The sequence below is a fragment of the Archangium lipolyticum genome (genome assembly GCF_024623785.1).
GTDB lineage: Bacteria > Myxococcota > Myxococcia > Myxococcales > Myxococcaceae > Archangium > Archangium lipolyticum.
Map to the genome: position 1 here is coordinate 34,062 of NZ_JANKBZ010000044.1, position 15,323 is coordinate 49,384.

Below are 15,323 nucleotides of genomic sequence, written 5' to 3' on the forward strand. Positions count from 1 at the left end.
GGATTTTCGCGGGGAATTGGCCTAGGCGGAGCGGCCATGGGTTCTCTTCGCGCCGCCGTGCCCGCCTGTCTGCTGTGGAGTCTGCTGCTCTCGGGCTGTGTCCACTCCGCGCCGTCGCCGGACACGGGGGAGGGGAGGGAGGTGGCTGTCTGGGAGGATCGCCGCTCGCTGGCGGACGGGCGGCTGGTGGAACTGGCGAGCCGAGGGGCCGTGCCGGTGCGCGTGCGGGCGCTGCGTGCACTCGCTCGCATCCAGGAGCTTTCCACGCTCGAGGCCGTGCTGACCGGGCTCGGTGCAGCCGAGGCGCCGGTGCGCGACGAGGCCGCCTTCGCCGCCGGAGTGCTGGCGCTCTCGTGGGAGCCGCTCACGGACGCGGAGAAGACGCGAATGACGGAGGCGCTGCTCGCCGCCGAGGCCGGGGAGACAGACGAGGGTGTCCGGCGCACGCTGCTCGATTCGCTGGGCAAGCTGGCGACGCCGGGAGCGGTACGTCGGCTGTCGGAGCGGCTCGCGGATGGACGTCCGGGAGGGGCGGGGCGGGCGGCCGTGGCCCTCGGAGTGGCGGCGCGCAGGGGCGCGTCGATGGCGGAGGTTCCGCTGGAGCCGGTGTCGGCGCTGACGCGGCCCGGCCAGCCAGAGGAGTCCCGGTATGGCGGGGCCTACCTGCTGGCGCTCGCGAAACGTCCCGAGGCGTTGCCGTTCCTGCGTGGCTGCCTCGGGGACGAGGCTCCCGATGTGCGCGCCCTGTGCGTGAAGGGGATGGGAGACATGGGAGGCCCGGAGGACGCGGCCGTGGTGGGCCGGTTGCTGAGCGATGAGGCGCCGCGCGTGGCGGCCGAGGCGGCGCGGTCGCTCGCGAAGCTGGCCGGGCGCTGCGGTGGGGACTGCACGCCGATGGACGAGTTGCTGGCGCTGAAGTCCCGGGCCGGGAGCGTGGCGCGGGGAGACTCCGCGGCGGGCCATGCGCTGCTCGCGCTGGCACAGCAGGGATTGCCCGAGGCGGGCCGTCCGGTGCTGGTGGCGCTACGGCGTGCGCTCCAGGACGCGGTGCCGGGCGCGGCGTTCGAGGTGGCCACGGGTGACCTGATGAACCTGGACTGCCGATTGGCGGCGGCGCTCGATCGGCAGACGGGGACGCTCGACGAGGTCTTGCGCTGTGGCGGTGGCCGGGTGCCTGAGGCGCGGCGGCTGGCGCTCGGCCTGCGCGAGATTGCCCAGTCACGTGGGAAGGGAGGCGCGAGTGGTGCGGTGAAGTACCTCTCGCACCCGGACACGAGGGTGCGGCTGGCCGCGCTCGATGCGGTGTCGAGCCGTCCCGTGCCCGAGGCCGCCGGGCCCGTGCGGGAGCTCCTCGGCGGGAGCGACCCGGTGGTAGCCGCCTCGGCGGCGGGAGCGGCCGGGAAGTTGAAGGACGGGGAGGCACTGCCGCGGGTGCGAGTGCTCGCGGAGCGTGTGCCCCAGGAGCCGGACCTGGCGGAGCCGGTGGCGGGCGGGCTGGTGGACCTGGCGGGGAAGGACGCGGAGCCGGTGCTGAGGACATGGCTCCAGCACCCGCACGCCAACGTGCGCCGGGTGGCGGCCGAATTCCTCTCTGGCCTCACGGGTCAGCCCGTGCGAGCCCCTCACGTGGAGCTGCCAGCGGATGCGCGCCGTCCCGAGCCCGCTCCGGAGGGGACCACGCTCACCTTCCGCACGAACAAGGGAACGTTCACGGTGGCGCTGGATGCGGAGGCGCCGTTGACCTCGGGCAACCTGGTGACGCTCGCGCGCCAGGGCTACTTCCGAGGCATCACCTTCCACCGGGTGGTGCCGGACTTCGTCGCGCAGGGCGGAGACCCGCGCGGAGACGGGGAGGGTGGACCGGGCTACTCCATCCGTTGCGAGATGACGCGTCGGCCCTACCGCCGGGGGGTGATGGGGATGGCGCTGTCGGGCAAGGACACGGGCGGCAGCCAGTTCTTCTTCACGTACTCGCCGCAGCCGCACCTGGATGGCCGTTACACGGCCTTCGGCGAGGTGACGCGGGGTCTGGACGTGGTGGACCGGCTCCTGGAGGGCGACACCATCCTCGACGTGGAGGTGTCGCCCTGAGAGGAGGGGAGCTGCGCGGAGGTCCGCTCAGCTCGCGACGCGGTTGGGCACCTTGCCCGGCGTGAAGCCGGCCCAGAGTGCGTTCTCCGCGTTCTCCATGTCCTCGACCTTCTTGCGGATGCGCTGCCACTCCGAGTCCGGAATGCGCAGGAAGGCCTCGGCCACCTCGGGATCGAACTGCGTGCCCGAGCAGCGCTTGATCTCATCGCGCGCCACGGACATCGGCCGGCCCTTGCGGTACGGACGGTCCGACGTGATGGCGTCCACCGTGTCCGCGATCGCGAAGATGCGCGCCCCGATCACGATCTCCTTGCCCTTGAGCCCCTGCGGATAGCCCTTGCCGTCCCACCGCTCCTGGTGGTGCAGCACGATCAGCGAGGCCTCGTGCAGGTACGGCATCTTCGCGAGGATCTTGTAGCCGTACTCGGGATGCTTGCGCATCTCCACCCATTCCTCGGGCGAGAGCGGACCGGGCTTGAGCAGGATCGTATCGCTCACGCCGATCTTCCCGATGTCGTGCAGCAGCGCTCCCTGCTCCACCACCTCGAGCTGCTCCCCGCTCAGGGCGATCTCCTCACCGATACGCCTCGAGTACAGCGACACCCGGCGCGAGTGCCACTGCGTCTCGGTGTCGCGGTAGTCGAGCGCGCTGATGAGGCCATCGAGCAGGCCGTTGGTGCGCTCCACCACCATGCGTTCCAGGTCGCGGTTGATCGCGGTCAACTCCGCGTTCTTTTCCGCCACCTCACGCGTCAACCTCTCATTCGCCTCCACCAGACGGCAGTGTTCGAAGGCCTGCCGCACGGCACTGGTCAGCTCACTGAGCGACCAGGGCTTGCCCAGCAGGCGGAACACCTCACCCCGGTTGACGGCTTCGGATGCCGTGCGGAAATCCGCGGCGGCGGTGAGCATCAAGCGGACCGCGCGAGGATTCTTCTCGCGCAGCGTTCGCAGCAGCTCCACGCCGTTGAGCAACGGCATCATGAAGTCCGTCAGCACCACCTGGAAACCTTCTTCCTTGGCGGCCTGGGCCGGATCCGTATGGGTGATGACCTCGTAACCCTCCGACTGGAGAATCCGCGAAAGCGCGGCGAGAATGAGGGGATCGTCATCCACCACGAGGATGCGGTCCATGAACCAAGCCTCCCAGCCCTTACAGGACGGACGTTGAAGAACCGGGCTGTTATACACGGCTTCGCACCCAAAGGTCACACCCGCCAGGTGTGGGCTCCGCTTCTTGCTTGCTTCACAACCCCTCGAAACCTCTGTTCTTTCTGAAATCGGAGGGACGACCTGTCTCACGAGCCGCTTGCCTGTCCGGCTGGGGGTGGTCTATGGTGCGCCACATTGCTGCAATGTGGTGTAACTCCTTGATTTTAGGAGAGTTCTCCGATGCCTAGAGCCTCCGCAGGGCCGGTCCCGGTGGTGGTCATGGGGTTGGGAGTCATCGGGCAGGAGATCGCCAGGGCGGCCCAACTTTCATCCGAGGTGGAGTTGATCGGCGCGATCGACGCCAGCCCGCAACTGGTGGGACGGCCCCTGTCCGAGGTGCTCGGGGTGCCCGGGCTGACCGGGAAGGTGGCCGAGTCGCTGGAGGCGGCGGTGGGGCGGCGCAAGGGCGTCGTGCTGCTGCATGCCACGGGCTCGCGGCTCGAGCAGGTGATGGATCAGCTGCTCGAGGCGCTCAAGCTCGGCCTGCCGGTGGTCTCCACCTGCGAGGAGCTGGCCTTCCCCTTCCTCAAGTACCCCGAGCTGGCGCAGAAGCTGGAGCGCGCGGCGCAGAAGGCCGGAGTGGCGGTGCTGGGCACCGGCGTCAATCCGGGATTCGCGATGGACAGGCTGGTGGCCACCGCGGGCCAGGCATGCGGCCCGGTGCGCCATGCCACGGTGTCTCGCGTGGTGGACGCGCGCACGCGACGTGAAGCGCTGCAGCGCAAGGTGGGCGCGGGCCTGTCCGAGGACGAGTTCTTCGCCCTGGTGGACAAGGATCAGCTCGGCCACGTGGGCCTGGTGGAGAGCGCGGCCCTGTGCGCGCTGGGGCTCGGCATGGACTGCGACGACTTCGAGGAGGAGATCGTCCCCGTCTTCGCCGAGGAGGACATCACCGGGGGCGCCTTCCCGGTGAAGAAGGGCCGGGTGGCCGGCATCTTCCAGTCCGCGGTGGGCCTGGAGGAGGGGCAGGAACGGGTGCGGTTGGAGCTCACCATCGCGGTGGGGGCTGACAATCCGGGAGATCGCATCGAGATTGATGCGGACTCCAAACTGGTGCTGGAGATTCGCGGGGGCGTGCCCGGTGACCGGGCCACCGCCAACACGCTGGTGAACGCAGCCCCGCGCGTGACGGCCGCCGAGGCCGGGCTTCTGACCGTGCTCGAGCTTCCGGCCGGTCGTTGAAGGGAGAGGGACATGCTGGACAAGAACGCCATCGGACGGGCCTCCCCGCCGTTCCTGAACGAGGTGGAGAAGGGCGCCATCCGGCGCTTCGCCGAGTCCCTCGGCGACTACAACCCCATCTATTACGACGAGGAGTACGCACGGGCCTCGGGCTACCCCACCGTGGTGGCGCCGCCCACGTTCCCCGCCTCCTTCAGCTCGGCGGCGGATCTGCGCGAGCTGCTGGGTGTGGGCATCAAGAGCCTGCTGCACGCCGAGCAGTCCTTCGAGTACGAGCGGCCCATCTTCGCGGGCGATCGCATCTTCGTCGCCACCCGGGTGGCGGACGTGCTCGAGCGCACCGGCCCGGCCGGAAAGATGGATGTCGCCGTCATCGAGGACGAGGGCCGGGACGAGGAGGGCAACCTCGTCTTCCGCGCCCGCCGGACGCTCATCGTCCGTGCCGCCAAGGAGAATCCGTGATGCCCGCGCGCAAGCTCTACTTCGAAGGACTCCGCGTCGGTGACGAGTTGCCGGCGCTGGCCAAGGCTCCCATCGACCGCGTGCAGCTGTCCCGCTACGCCGGTGCCTCGGGCGACTTCAACCCCGTCCACGTGGACGAGGTGTACGCCAAGAGCGTGGGCATGCCCTCCGTGTATGCCCCGGGCATGCTCGTCATGGGCATGTTGGGCCAGCTCGTCAGCGACTGGGCCCGCGGCGGCCAGCTGCGGCGCTACCACGTGCGCTTCATCAAGATGGTGTGGCCGGGTGACACCATCGTCTGCAAGGGCCGCGTGAGCGACCGTCACGGCGAGGGTGGCCGCTACTTCGTCGAGGTGGAACTGTGGGCGGAGAACCAGCGCGGTGAGCTGGTGATGAAGGGCAACTCCACCATCCAGCTCTTCTACTCGTTGGAGGACGAGAACCGGCAGCGCTCCGGCCAGTCCCCCATCGTCGTGGACGTGCCGCGTGAGAGCCTCCTCAACGCCGCGGCGGCCCCGGGCGGGGAAGAGGACGACGAGCGCTCGGCCGCCACGTCGGGCTCCAAGAAGGCCCCCACCCAGAAGCCGGCCGCCAAGACGGCCACGGCTCCCGCCTCTCCGGCCTCCGTCGCCGCGAAGAAGGCCAAGAAGTAGGTCCACTACCGCTCATGTGCCCCTTCTGGTGGCGAGGAAGACCTCGCCACCCAACGCGAGGCGTCATTCGCGGTTGACTCTAAAATCAATCGACGTAACCTTTCCGTGTCCCAAGTGGGGCCGCGGACCGTCGATTGTGCGGCCGTGAGCCCCCCAACGTACGGGGAGTGGCAATGTCCGCCGGCATCAACACCTACAAGACCGACCTTCGGGAAATCTTCTTCACGCTGTTCGAGCAGTTCGGCTTCGGCCAGGTCGCCGGACAGGCCCCCTTCGACGCCTGGGGACCGGACGAGGCGCGCGCCGTCATCCAGGAGACCTACCGGTTCGCCAAGGAGGTCCTCGGGCCCCTCAACGCCTCGGGTGATCGCGAGGGCTGTCGGCTGGAGGACGGCAAGGTCATCACGCCCAAGGGCTTCAAGGAGGCGTGGAAGCAACTCTACGAGCAGGGCTTCAAGTTGGTGGGCGTGAGCCCGGAGCACGGCGGGCAGGGCAGCCCGATGATGCTGTACGTACTCATCGAGGAGATTCTGTCCGGAGCCAACTCGGCCTTCAACATGTACCCGGGCCTGGCCTTCGGCGCGGCGGAGCTGTTGGCCGAGTGCGGCACGTCGGAGCAGAAGAAGCTCTTCGTGGAGCGCATGCTCAACGGCACCTGGGGTGGCACCATGTGCCTGACCGAGCCGCACGCGGGCTCGGACGTGGGCGCGGCGAAGACGAGCGCGCGCAAGAACGCGGACGGCACCTACAGCATCCGCGGCACGAAGATCTTCATCTCGGGCGGTGACCACGACCTGGCGGAGAACGTCATCCACCTGGTGCTGGCGCGCATCGAGGGCGCGGCGCCGGGCACCAAGGGCCTGTCGCTCTTCATCGTGCCGAAGATCCGCGTGAAGCCGGACGGCTCGCTGGCGGAGAGCAACGACGTGACCGTGGGCTCCATCGAGCACAAGATGGGCATCAAGGCGTCGGCCACGTGTGTGCTGAACTTCGGCGAGAACGACGGCTGTGTGGGTGAGCTGGTGGGTGGAATCGAGAACGTCGGCATGAGCCAGATGTTCAAGATGATGAACGGCGCGCGCATCGCGGTGGGCATCCAGGGCCTGGCGCTGGCGAGCGCGGCGTACTTCAACGCGCTGGAGTACGCGAAGGACCGCAAGCAGGGCGCGCACGCGAGCAAGTGGAAGGATCCGTCGGCGCCGCGCGTGGCGATCATCGAGCACCCGGACGTGCGCCGCATGCTGCTGGAGATGAAGGCGCACGTGGAGGGCATCCGCGCGCTGGTCGTCAAGCTGGCCATGCACACGGACAAGGCGCACCAGCTGGCGGGCAAGGATGACGACAAGGCGGCGTACCACCGCGGACAGGTGGAGCTGCTCACGCCGCTGGTGAAGTCGTACGCTTCGGACCAGGCGTTCCGGCTGTGCGCGCAGGCCATCCAGGTGTACGGCGGCGCGGGCTACTGCCAGGACTACCCGGTGGAGCAGTACACGCGCGACTCGAAGATCTTCTCCATCTACGAGGGAACCAACCACATCCAGGCGATGGATCTGGTGGGCCGGAAGATGGGGCAGGCGGGCGGCGCGAACTTCCAGCAGTTCATGGCGGACGTGGGCGCGTTCATCGAGGGCAACCGCGAGCACAAGGTGTACGGTGAGGCGGTGCGGCAGCTGGCGGCGGCGCAGGAAGGCGTGATGTCGAGCGCCATGGCGGTGCTGGGCTGGTCGCAGGATCCGGCGAAGATGACGCTCATCCCGCTGTCGGCCAACCGCTTCCTGAACATGATGTCGGAGCTGGCGGTGGGCTGGCTGCTGCTGGACGCGGCGCTGCTCGCCGAGCGCGTGGGCGAGAAGGCGACGGGCGACGAGAAGGCGTTCTACGAAGGCAAGAAGTGGAGCGCGCTGTGGTACGCGCGCAACGTGCTGCCCAACGTGGAGCAGGCGGCGCGGATGATGGCCACGGAGGACACCTCGTCGGTGGAGATCTCCAACGCCGCGTTCGGCGCCATCTAAGAAGAGAAGGACGGGGGTGAGAGGGTGCCGCGCGAGCACCCTCTCCCTCTGGGAGAGGGCCGGGGTGAGGGTCTAGGCCCTGGAGTTTCCCGCCGTGCGGCGTGGCGCGGCCTACTGCGCCTCGCGAACGCCGATGGCGAGCTGCCCGAGCCCGACGCTCTTGGCCAGCTCCATCACCTGCACCACGGTGCCGTGGGGGACGCCCTCGTCGGCCTGGACGATGACGATGGTGTCCGGGTTCTTCTTCTGGGCCTCGGCGAAGGCGCGCTTGAGCTCGTCCTCGTTGACCACGTTGCCGGAGAGGACGAAGCGCCCATCCGAGAGAACGGCCACGGACAGATCCGTGGCGCGCGCGGTGACGTCCGTGCTGCCGCCCTTGGGCAGGTTCACCTTGAGACCCTGCTGGGCACCACCGCTGGGTGACTGCTGCACGATGACCGAGCTCGTCACCATGAAGATGATGAGGAGCACGAGCATGACGTCGGTGAGCGGGGTGATGTTGATCTCCGCGAAGCCGACGTCCTCGCCCTCGGAATCACCGGGAACCTTGCCCATCGCCATGTGAGAGGACCTCAGGCTTCCGGCAGGGAACGCGCTTCCACCGGGGCCGGAGCAGCGGCGGTGGAGGAGGGGACGGACGGCGCGGTCACGGGACGCTCGCGGAGCAGCTCGACGAACTCGTCACCGAGCAGCCGTAGCTCCACGAGGACGCGGGACAGCCGCGCCTGGAAGTAGTTGTAGAAGGCCATGGCCTGCACGGCGACGAGGATACCCACCGCGGTGGCCACGAGGGCCTCGGAGATGCCCGTCATCACCGCGGCGGTGCCGCCGGTGCCGCCAGCCTGAACGTCCAGGCCCAGGTCCTTGAAGGACCGCATGATGCCGGCCACGGTGCCGAAGAGGCCCACGAACGGGGTCAGCGAGCCGATGGTGGCGAGGATCCACAGGCTGCGGCGCAGCCTCAGGCCCACCTGGGCGCGCTCGCGCTCCACGGCCGAGTCCACCCCATCACAGGAGCCCCGGGTGCGCTCGAAGCGGTCCAGGCCGGCGATGAAGATGTCCGCCACGGCGGCGTCCGAGCGCTCGGCGGCCGTGCGGGCGGCGGCGACATCTCCGCGCAGCAGGTGCTTGTTGACGACCTCCCCGAGCGCCCGGGAGCGCTCGCTCACCCCCCAGAGGGCGATCAACCGCTCGATGGCCACGACCAGTGCGACCACGGAGGCGAGGAGGAGGGAGGCGAGTGTGAAGCCGCCGATGCGCAGGTAGTGGAGGATGTCGGAGAGGCTCATGCAATGGTGGCCAGGAGGGTCGGCCTGGCGCGAGACTTAAGCCATGAACCGCGCAGCCGCAGCAATCTTCCTGGCCCTCATCTGTTCAGGCTGTCCCAAGCGCATCGATTTCGGCCCCCGGGGGCAGATCACGGACGCTCAGGAGCTCTTCCAGCTCACCCGCTCGGCCCAGGGGCGGGTGGTCTCCCTCCAGGGGGACGGGAAGCTCCGGGTGGAGTCCCCCCAGGGGACGGGGAGTGTCTCCGCGTACCTGGCCGCCATGCGGCCGGGCCTGCTGCGCGTGGAGATGTTCGATTTCTTCAACCGGCCCGTCGCCGTCCTGGTGACGGACGGGCAACGGTTCGGCCTCTTCCAGGCCCAGGAGAACACCTTCTACCAGGGGCCGGCGACCCCTCGGAACCTGTCGCGCTTCCTGCCCGTGGCCCTGCCGAGCGAGGAGCTCGTCTCCGTGATGCTCGGCCAGGTGCCCTTCATCCCCGCCGAGCGGATGACACTCTCGCTGGACGAGAAGGAGCGGGTCTACGTCCTCACGCTCCAGCAGGGGGCGGTGTCCCAGGTGCTCCGGATCCAACCCGGGAACCTCCGGGTGGTGCGCAGCGAGGTGCGGGGGACCCGGGCCTATGACCTCGAGTACGACCACTTCAAGGAGCACGGGGAATTCGTCCTGCCCCACGAGGTGAAGCTCCTGGCCTCCACGGCGGACACGTCCCTGGGCCTGCGCTACACCGACATCACCCTCAACGAGTCTCCGGACCTCACGCTGTTCGACCTCTCCGCCCCCGAGGGGGTGCGTGTGGTGGAGGTGGACGAGGAGGGCCAGTCGCTGCCCCCCGTCTCCCTGCCGCCCGCCTCGCCCGGCTCTTGAGCGGGCGGCTTCAAGAATTCAGCAACCGTTTGAATCTCAGGTAGAGTGACTGGACCGGCGGGTCCGTTGGGACTCCCCGCGACAGCGACATGGCACAGATCAAGCTCGGTGAACTGCTGATCAAGGCGAACGTGCTCCAGGAGAGCCAGCTCAAGGCCGCGTTGGCGGAGCAGGCGAAATGGGGCGGAAAGCTGGGAGAGATCCTGGTCCGGATGAACCTCGTGTCCGAGGACATCCTGGTCCGGGCTCTGTCCAAGCAGCTCGCCATCCCCGCGGTGAACCTGGATGCGGTGAAGGAGATCGCTCCGCACGTGCTCAACCGGGTCCCGGTGCAGACGGCGCGGGACTTCTCGGTGCTGCCGCTGCAGATGCGCGACGACGGCAAGACGCTGGTGGTGGCGATCTCGGACCCGCTCAACGTGCGGCAGCTGGACGAGCTGCGCGCCATCACCAAGTGCCGCATCGTGCCCAACGTGGCCGGGCGCACGGCCATCGCGCGGGCCATGGCGCGCTTCTACGAGGACCAGGGCGAGCTGGCGGACGCGGACACCAACTTCAAGGTGGTGGACGCGCAGGGCCGCACGGTCGTCAAGCACATGGACGCCCCGGGCGGGAGTGCTCCCGCGGCGGCTCCAGCGCCCACCCCGGCTCCCATGCCGCTCAACCCGTCGCGCGAGACGCCGTCGGTACGCGGCGGCGGCAGCCCGGTGGATCTCCTGCGCAGCGTGGAGGAGGTGCAGCGCAAGGAGGTGGCGGCCCTCAAGGCCATGGTGGAGCTGCTCATCGAGAAGGGCGTCTTCACTCGCGACGAGTACCTGGCGAAGGTCAAGCGGTAGGCCGTCCATCCCCGGATTCGTATGCGCAAGAAGATCGGCGAGCTCCTCATCGAGTCCGGAGCTGTCAGTCAGGAGCAGGTCCGCAAGGCGCTCGGCCAGCAGCGGACCCATGGTCACGGCCGGCGGCTGGGCTCGGTCATCATCACCCTGGGCTTCGCCTCTCCCGCGGCGGTGGCCAGGGCGCTGGCGCACCAGTTCAGTCTGCCCTTCGTGGAGCTTCCGGAGATTGCCGAGCACGTGCGCTCGATCGTCTCGCTCGACTTCCAGGCCGAGCACCGCATCGTCCCGTTCCGGATCGAGCGGGAAGGGCGGAGCGAGCGGCTGCACGTGGCGGTGGATGATCCCTCGGACCTGTCCATCGTGGACGAGCTGAGCTTCCAGCTCAACAAGCCCATCCGGGTGTACGTGGCCGCCGAGGACGACCTCGATCGCGCGTTGGATCTCGTGCGGGGCCAGGTGGTGGAGCCCCTCGCGCTGGGCGAGGAGTCCGGTGAGGAGTTGGAGCTGGAGAACAGCACCCCCATGGTGGCGGGGGGCTGGCAGGGTCACGCCCCGAGGGCCGCGTCGCAGTCGGCGGCGGCCATGCTCGACTGGGAGCTGCCGCCGGCACCACCCCTCCCTCCGCTCACGGAAGACGACGACATCACGCTCATCACCCCGAGGTCCGTCTTGAAGCCAAAGCCCCCGGCACCGCCACCGTTCGATGAGGAGGACGATGAAATCACCCTCATCACGCCTCGGGCCCCGGTGAAGCCGAAGGCCTCCGCGAGCCCGCCGCCTCCTCCGCCGCAGGAGAGCGAGGATGTCCTCGATGAGCTGCTCGGCGAGCCCGAGTCCGAGCCCAAGGGCCGGCCCGCCCCGCCCATGCTGTCGGCCCCGCCCGTGTTGATTCCCACGCCCGCCACACCCGCCAAGGGGGTGCCGGTGGTCGTCTTTGGCGGTGCCGCCCAGGGTCTGCCGCAGCCGCCTCCGCCTCCGGATCTCTCCGACATCTCCGAAGAGGACCTGAAGGTGCTCGAGGAGATCGAGCGGATCGCGGATGGGGACGAGGCGACGCTGCATACGGAGAAGGTGAAGCCCGCGCGCATGGTGGCCAGCCTCATCCGCCTGCTCATCCGCAAGCGTGTCATCCACGAGGAGGAGTTCCTGGAGGAGCTGTCCCGGAAGTGATGCCCCGGGCCGGGTGTTCTGGCCCGGCCGTGAGCCTTATGTCCGAGCCCCTCCTCGACGTGCGTGGCCTGAAGACCCAGCTCTCCCTGGAGGAGGGCCCGGTGCTGGCCGTGGACGACGTGTCCTTCTCCATCCCGCCCGGAGGCACGCTGGGGGTGGTGGGGGAGAGCGGTTGTGGCAAGAGTCTCACCGCGCTCTCGGTGATGCGGCTGGTGCCGGAGCCGCCCGGCCGGGTGGTGGGCGGGCGGATCCTCTTCCAGGGAGAGGACCTGCTCGCGCTCCCCGAGGGGAAGATGCGCCGCGTCCGGGGGCGCCACCTCTCCATGGTCTTCCAGGAGCCGATGACCTCGCTCAACCCCGTCTACACGGTGGGCGAGCAGATCGCCGAGGGCGTGCGGCTGCACCAGGGCCTGTCGCGAGCCGCCGCGCGTGAGCACGCGGTGGAGATGCTGCGGCAGGTGGGCATTCCCGCCCCCGAGCAGCGCGTGGACGGCTATCCGCACCAGCTCTCGGGAGGCATGAGGCAGCGGGTGATGATCGCCATGGCGCTCGCGTGCGGCCCGGAGCTGCTCATCGCGGACGAGCCCACCACGGCGCTGGACGTCACCATCCAGGCGCAGATCCTCGAGTTGCTGAAGCGGCTGCAGGCCGAGCGCCACATGGCGGTGATGCTGATCACGCATGACCTGGGCGTGGTGGCCGAGAGCTGTGACGCGGTGGTGGTGATGTACGCGGGCCGCGTGGTGGAGCGGGCGCCGGTGAAGGCGCTGTTCCGCCAGCCGGCGCACCCGTACACGGCGGGGCTGCTGCGCTCCATTCCGGCGCTCCACGAGGCGGGAGAGGCGGGGGAGCGCCGGCGATTGAAGACGATTCCCGGCATGGTGCCGAGCCTCCGCCGGTTGCCCGGGGGCTGCCGTTTCCGCGACCGCTGTGAGCGCGCTTTGGACATTTGCGCGAAGGTGGAGCCGGCCCTGGAGCCCAAGCGCGATGGCCAGGAGGCCGCGTGCCACAACCCGGTGCCCGTGCCATGACCGAGCCCCTGCTGCGAGTGAGAGATCTGAAGACGCACTTCCCGGTGCGTGGGGGGCTGCTGGGGCGCGTGCGAGGCACGGTGAAGGCGGTGGACGGGGTGGGCTTCGACGTGCGGCGCGGCGAGACGCTCGGTCTGGTGGGTGAGAGCGGCTGCGGCAAGAGCACCCTGGGGCGCACGCTGCTGCGGCTCGTGGAGCCCACCGAGGGCTCCATCCGTTTCGAGGGGCGTGAGCTGACGGGCCTCTCCCAGCGCGAGCTGCGCCCCCTGCGGCGGCGGATGCAGCTCGTCTTCCAGGATCCGTACGCCTCGCTCAACCCGCGCATGTCGGTGCGGGAGATTCTGGGCGAGCCCTTCGCCATCCACGGGCTGGAGCGTGGCCGTGAGCGCGAGGCGAAGGTGGCCGAGCTGTTGGATCTCATGGGCCTGCCGCGGGACGCGCTGGACCGCTATCCGCACGAGTTCTCGGGCGGCCAGCGCCAGCGCATCGGCATCGCCCGGGCGATCGCGCTGAGGCCGGACCTGGTCGTCGCCGACGAGCCCATCAGCGCGCTGGACGTCTCCATCCAGGCGCAGATCGTCAACCTGCTGGTGGACCTGCAGCGAGAGCTGGGGCTCACCTACGTCTTCATCGCGCACGACCTGAAGATCGTCGAGTACGTGTCCACCCGCGTGGCGGTGATGTACCTGGGCCGCATCGTGGAGCTGGCGGACGCGGCGGACCTCTACCGGAGGCCGAGGCACCCGTACACCCAGGCGCTGTTGTCGGCGGTGCCGGTGCCGGACCCGGAGCGCAAGCGGACGCGCATCATCCTCCAGGGGGACGTGCCGTCGCCGCTCGCGCCGCCGCCCGGATGCACCTTCCACCCTCGCTGCCCGTACGCGATGGAGCGGTGCCGGCGCGAGACGCCGCCGCTCTACACGTTGGACAACGGGCACACGTCCGCGTGCTTCCTGGTGGAGGAAGACGCGCGGCGGGTTACCCCGGGCGGGCCGGAAGCGGGCGCTCCACCGGTCTCGGGAGGGTAGGGTGTTCTGGCTCAGTCATCACCACGCGGAGGAGTACAACCGCACGTACCTGCTCGGCGGGGTGCGGGTGTGCGCGCGCTGTCTGGGGACGTACCCGGTGCTGCTGGCCGTGATGGTGGGCCTCTTCAAGGCACGGGCGCCCCTGGTGTGGCACTGGGACGTGCCGGTGGTGCTCGGGCTCACGCTGCCGGCGCTCGTGGACTGGGCGGTGGGCCGCTTCCGTCCGGCCAGTGGTTCCAACGCCGTGCGCACCCTCACCGGGGTGTTGCTGGGTGTAGCGCTCGGCCGTTCGTTGTTCATCCACGTGCAGCGGCCGCTGCCGGCGGCGCTGCTGTGGCAGGCCGGCCTGGTCGCGGTGGTCGCGCTCCCCGTGCTCCTCGCTACCTTCCGGGGGCCGAGGAACGAGTAGACCTGTCCGTGGGCCGTGTGGCTTCAGTCCGCCACGGCCCACAGGCCCACGGTGTGGTCGCCCTGGCCCCAGGCCACGCAGGTGCCGTCGGGCGAGAAGACCGCCTCGCTCGTCTGCGTGTCGTTGTCGTCGTTGGCACCGAAGAGCCGGGCGCCGGTGTCGAAGCGGTGCACGTGAAAGCCGCAACCGTCTCCCCCCACTGCCAGCAGCGAGCCGTCGGGGCTGAAGCTCAGGCGCCAGGCTCGGGGACTGTCGATCGTTCGCACGATGCGCCGCGTCTCGAGGTCCACCACGAGGATGTCATTCCCGTTCGTCCCCACGGCGAGCAGAGGCTCCGTGGGGTGGAATGCCACGTCCCAGACAAGGGGATCTCGTACGGGAAGCAGGAACAGAAGGGCCCCCGTGGTGGCATCCCAGAGCTGGATGCCACTGGGACCTTCGTCGGGGACACTCTGGCTCTGTGCCGCCGCCAGGAAACGGTTGTCGGGCGAGAGGGCACAGCCATAAGAGGAAAAGACCCTGGATGTCGCCTCCATTTCGCGCAGGGGACGCCAGCGCTCCACGTCCCACAGCAGCCCTCGTCCTTCGTCCACCATCATCGCCAGCAGGGAGCCATCCTCGGAGGCGCACAGGGTCTGGAGGGCGTAATAAAAGCGCGTCTGGTGCTGGAGCGCACCGTCCCGCGTGGACAGAGCCACGAGCTGGTCTCGCCAGGGCGAGGGGATCTCATGGGTGGGCAGTCCCACGGCCACCACGAGCTCTCTCCCGGGCAGCACGGCGAAGGAGTCCTTGAATGGGATGTCGGGCGAGCACGTGGCCAGGTCGGAGCCGCTGTGCAGGTTCCACCAGCGGAGCCTCCCGAACCTTGTGCTCTCCTGGGACACCAGCACGGTCCCCCGGTGGGCGAAGGCAAGATTCTGTCCACAGCTCTGGGGCATGGCGGGGCCGAGCTGCCTCACGCGCTGGAGGCGTGAAGCGTTGGCCACGGTGATGGGTTCGTGCTGGGCGTTCATGGTGGCCCCGCTTGACGGTGGGCGCGGGAGGACCTGACGTGTGGCCCATCGGCCCAGGATGTGGGTGTTC

The 15,323-nt window shown here is 69.3% G+C and carries 15 protein-coding genes; 11 read left to right on the forward strand and 4 right to left on the reverse strand.

Translation table 11 applies throughout. The features are described from left to right. Positions 1–36: 36 nt before the first annotated feature. Positions 37–2,091 carry a peptidylprolyl isomerase gene (locus tag NR810_RS47425; RefSeq protein WP_257462411.1) on the forward strand — a complete coding sequence of 685 codons (2,055 nt, stop codon included), beginning with the start codon at positions 37–39 and terminating at the stop codon, positions 2,089–2,091. 27 nt (positions 2,092–2,118) lie between these two features. Here the strand turns inward: NR810_RS47425 and NR810_RS47430 are convergent, their stop codons facing one another. Continuing rightward, a complete protein-coding gene (locus NR810_RS47430) occupies positions 2,119–3,225 on the reverse strand; it encodes an HD domain-containing phosphohydrolase (protein ID WP_204227489.1) in 1,107 nt (368 codons plus the stop codon). Positions 3,226–3,483: 258 nt separating this feature from the next. Here NR810_RS47430 and NR810_RS47435 point away from each other — a divergent pair, with 258 nt between their 5' ends. From NR810_RS47435 to NR810_RS47450, 4 genes are all read left to right on the forward strand, one after another. After that, on the forward strand, positions 3,484–4,485 hold the full coding sequence (locus tag NR810_RS47435) for an NAD(P)H-dependent amine dehydrogenase family protein (protein WP_257462414.1): 1,002 nt from the start codon (positions 3,484–3,486) through the stop codon (positions 4,483–4,485). A 12-nt stretch (positions 4,486–4,497) separates the two neighbouring features. After that, positions 4,498–4,947 (forward strand): MaoC family dehydratase N-terminal domain-containing protein, encoded by a 450-nt coding sequence (locus tag NR810_RS47440; protein ID WP_203403837.1) that lies wholly within the window; start codon positions 4,498–4,500, stop codon positions 4,945–4,947. Next, positions 4,947–5,600, forward strand: coding sequence for a MaoC family dehydratase (locus tag NR810_RS47445; RefSeq protein ID WP_257462416.1), 654 nt, complete (start codon positions 4,947–4,949; stop codon positions 5,598–5,600). Before NR810_RS47440 ends, NR810_RS47445 begins: the two co-directional genes overlap by 1 nt. 173 nt (positions 5,601–5,773) lie before the next feature. Beyond that, positions 5,774–7,612, forward strand: coding sequence for an acyl-CoA dehydrogenase (locus tag NR810_RS47450; protein ID WP_257462418.1), 1,839 nt, complete (start codon positions 5,774–5,776; stop codon positions 7,610–7,612). 111 nt (positions 7,613–7,723) lie between these two features. On the opposite strand, the gene NR810_RS47455 is transcribed toward NR810_RS47450, so the two are convergent. Together NR810_RS47455 and NR810_RS47460 are read right to left on the reverse strand one after the other, a co-directional pair. Continuing rightward, the gene (locus NR810_RS47455) at positions 7,724–8,173 is read right to left on the reverse strand and encodes an ExbD/TolR family protein (protein ID WP_257462419.1); all 450 of its coding nucleotides are present in this window, start codon (positions 8,171–8,173) and stop codon (positions 7,724–7,726) included. A gap of 11 nt (positions 8,174–8,184) precedes the next feature. Then, the gene (locus NR810_RS47460) at positions 8,185–8,901 is read right to left on the reverse strand and encodes a MotA/TolQ/ExbB proton channel family protein (protein ID WP_257462420.1); all 717 of its coding nucleotides are present in this window, start codon (positions 8,899–8,901) and stop codon (positions 8,185–8,187) included. A 43-nt stretch (positions 8,902–8,944) separates the two neighbouring features. Here NR810_RS47460 and NR810_RS47465 point away from each other — a divergent pair, with 43 nt between their 5' ends. From NR810_RS47465 to NR810_RS47490, 6 genes are all read left to right on the forward strand, one after another. Next, positions 8,945–9,766 carry a DUF4292 domain-containing protein gene (locus tag NR810_RS47465; RefSeq protein WP_257462421.1) on the forward strand — a complete coding sequence of 274 codons (822 nt, stop codon included), beginning with the start codon at positions 8,945–8,947 and terminating at the stop codon, positions 9,764–9,766. An 89-nt stretch (positions 9,767–9,855) separates the two neighbouring features. Next, a complete protein-coding gene (locus NR810_RS47470) occupies positions 9,856–10,602 on the forward strand; it encodes a GspE/PulE/PilB domain-containing protein (RefSeq protein ID WP_257462423.1) in 747 nt (248 codons plus the stop codon). Between the two features lie 21 nt (positions 10,603–10,623). Further along, positions 10,624–11,772, forward strand: coding sequence for a GspE/PulE/PilB domain-containing protein (locus NR810_RS47475; protein ID WP_257462425.1), 1,149 nt, complete (start codon positions 10,624–10,626; stop codon positions 11,770–11,772). Positions 11,773–11,810: 38 nt separating this feature from the next. Then, positions 11,811–12,803: an ABC transporter ATP-binding protein gene (locus NR810_RS47480; protein ID WP_257462426.1), complete on the forward strand. Its 993-nt coding sequence runs from the start codon at positions 11,811–11,813 to the stop codon at positions 12,801–12,803. Further along, positions 12,800–13,831 (forward strand): ABC transporter ATP-binding protein, encoded by a 1,032-nt coding sequence (locus tag NR810_RS47485; protein ID WP_257462468.1) that lies wholly within the window; start codon positions 12,800–12,802, stop codon positions 13,829–13,831. The genes NR810_RS47480 and NR810_RS47485 overlap by 4 nt, the downstream gene beginning before the upstream one ends. Position 13,832: 1 nt before the next feature. Next, on the forward strand, positions 13,833–14,240 hold the full coding sequence (locus NR810_RS47490; RefSeq protein WP_257462427.1) for a DUF2085 domain-containing protein: 408 nt from the start codon (positions 13,833–13,835) through the stop codon (positions 14,238–14,240). A gap of 23 nt (positions 14,241–14,263) precedes the next feature. Here NR810_RS47490 and NR810_RS47495 read toward each other — a convergent pair whose 3' ends face one another. After that, positions 14,264–15,253 (reverse strand): WD40 repeat domain-containing protein, encoded by a 990-nt coding sequence (locus tag NR810_RS47495; protein ID WP_257462428.1) that lies wholly within the window; start codon positions 15,251–15,253, stop codon positions 14,264–14,266. Positions 15,254–15,323: the final 70 nt, after the last annotated feature.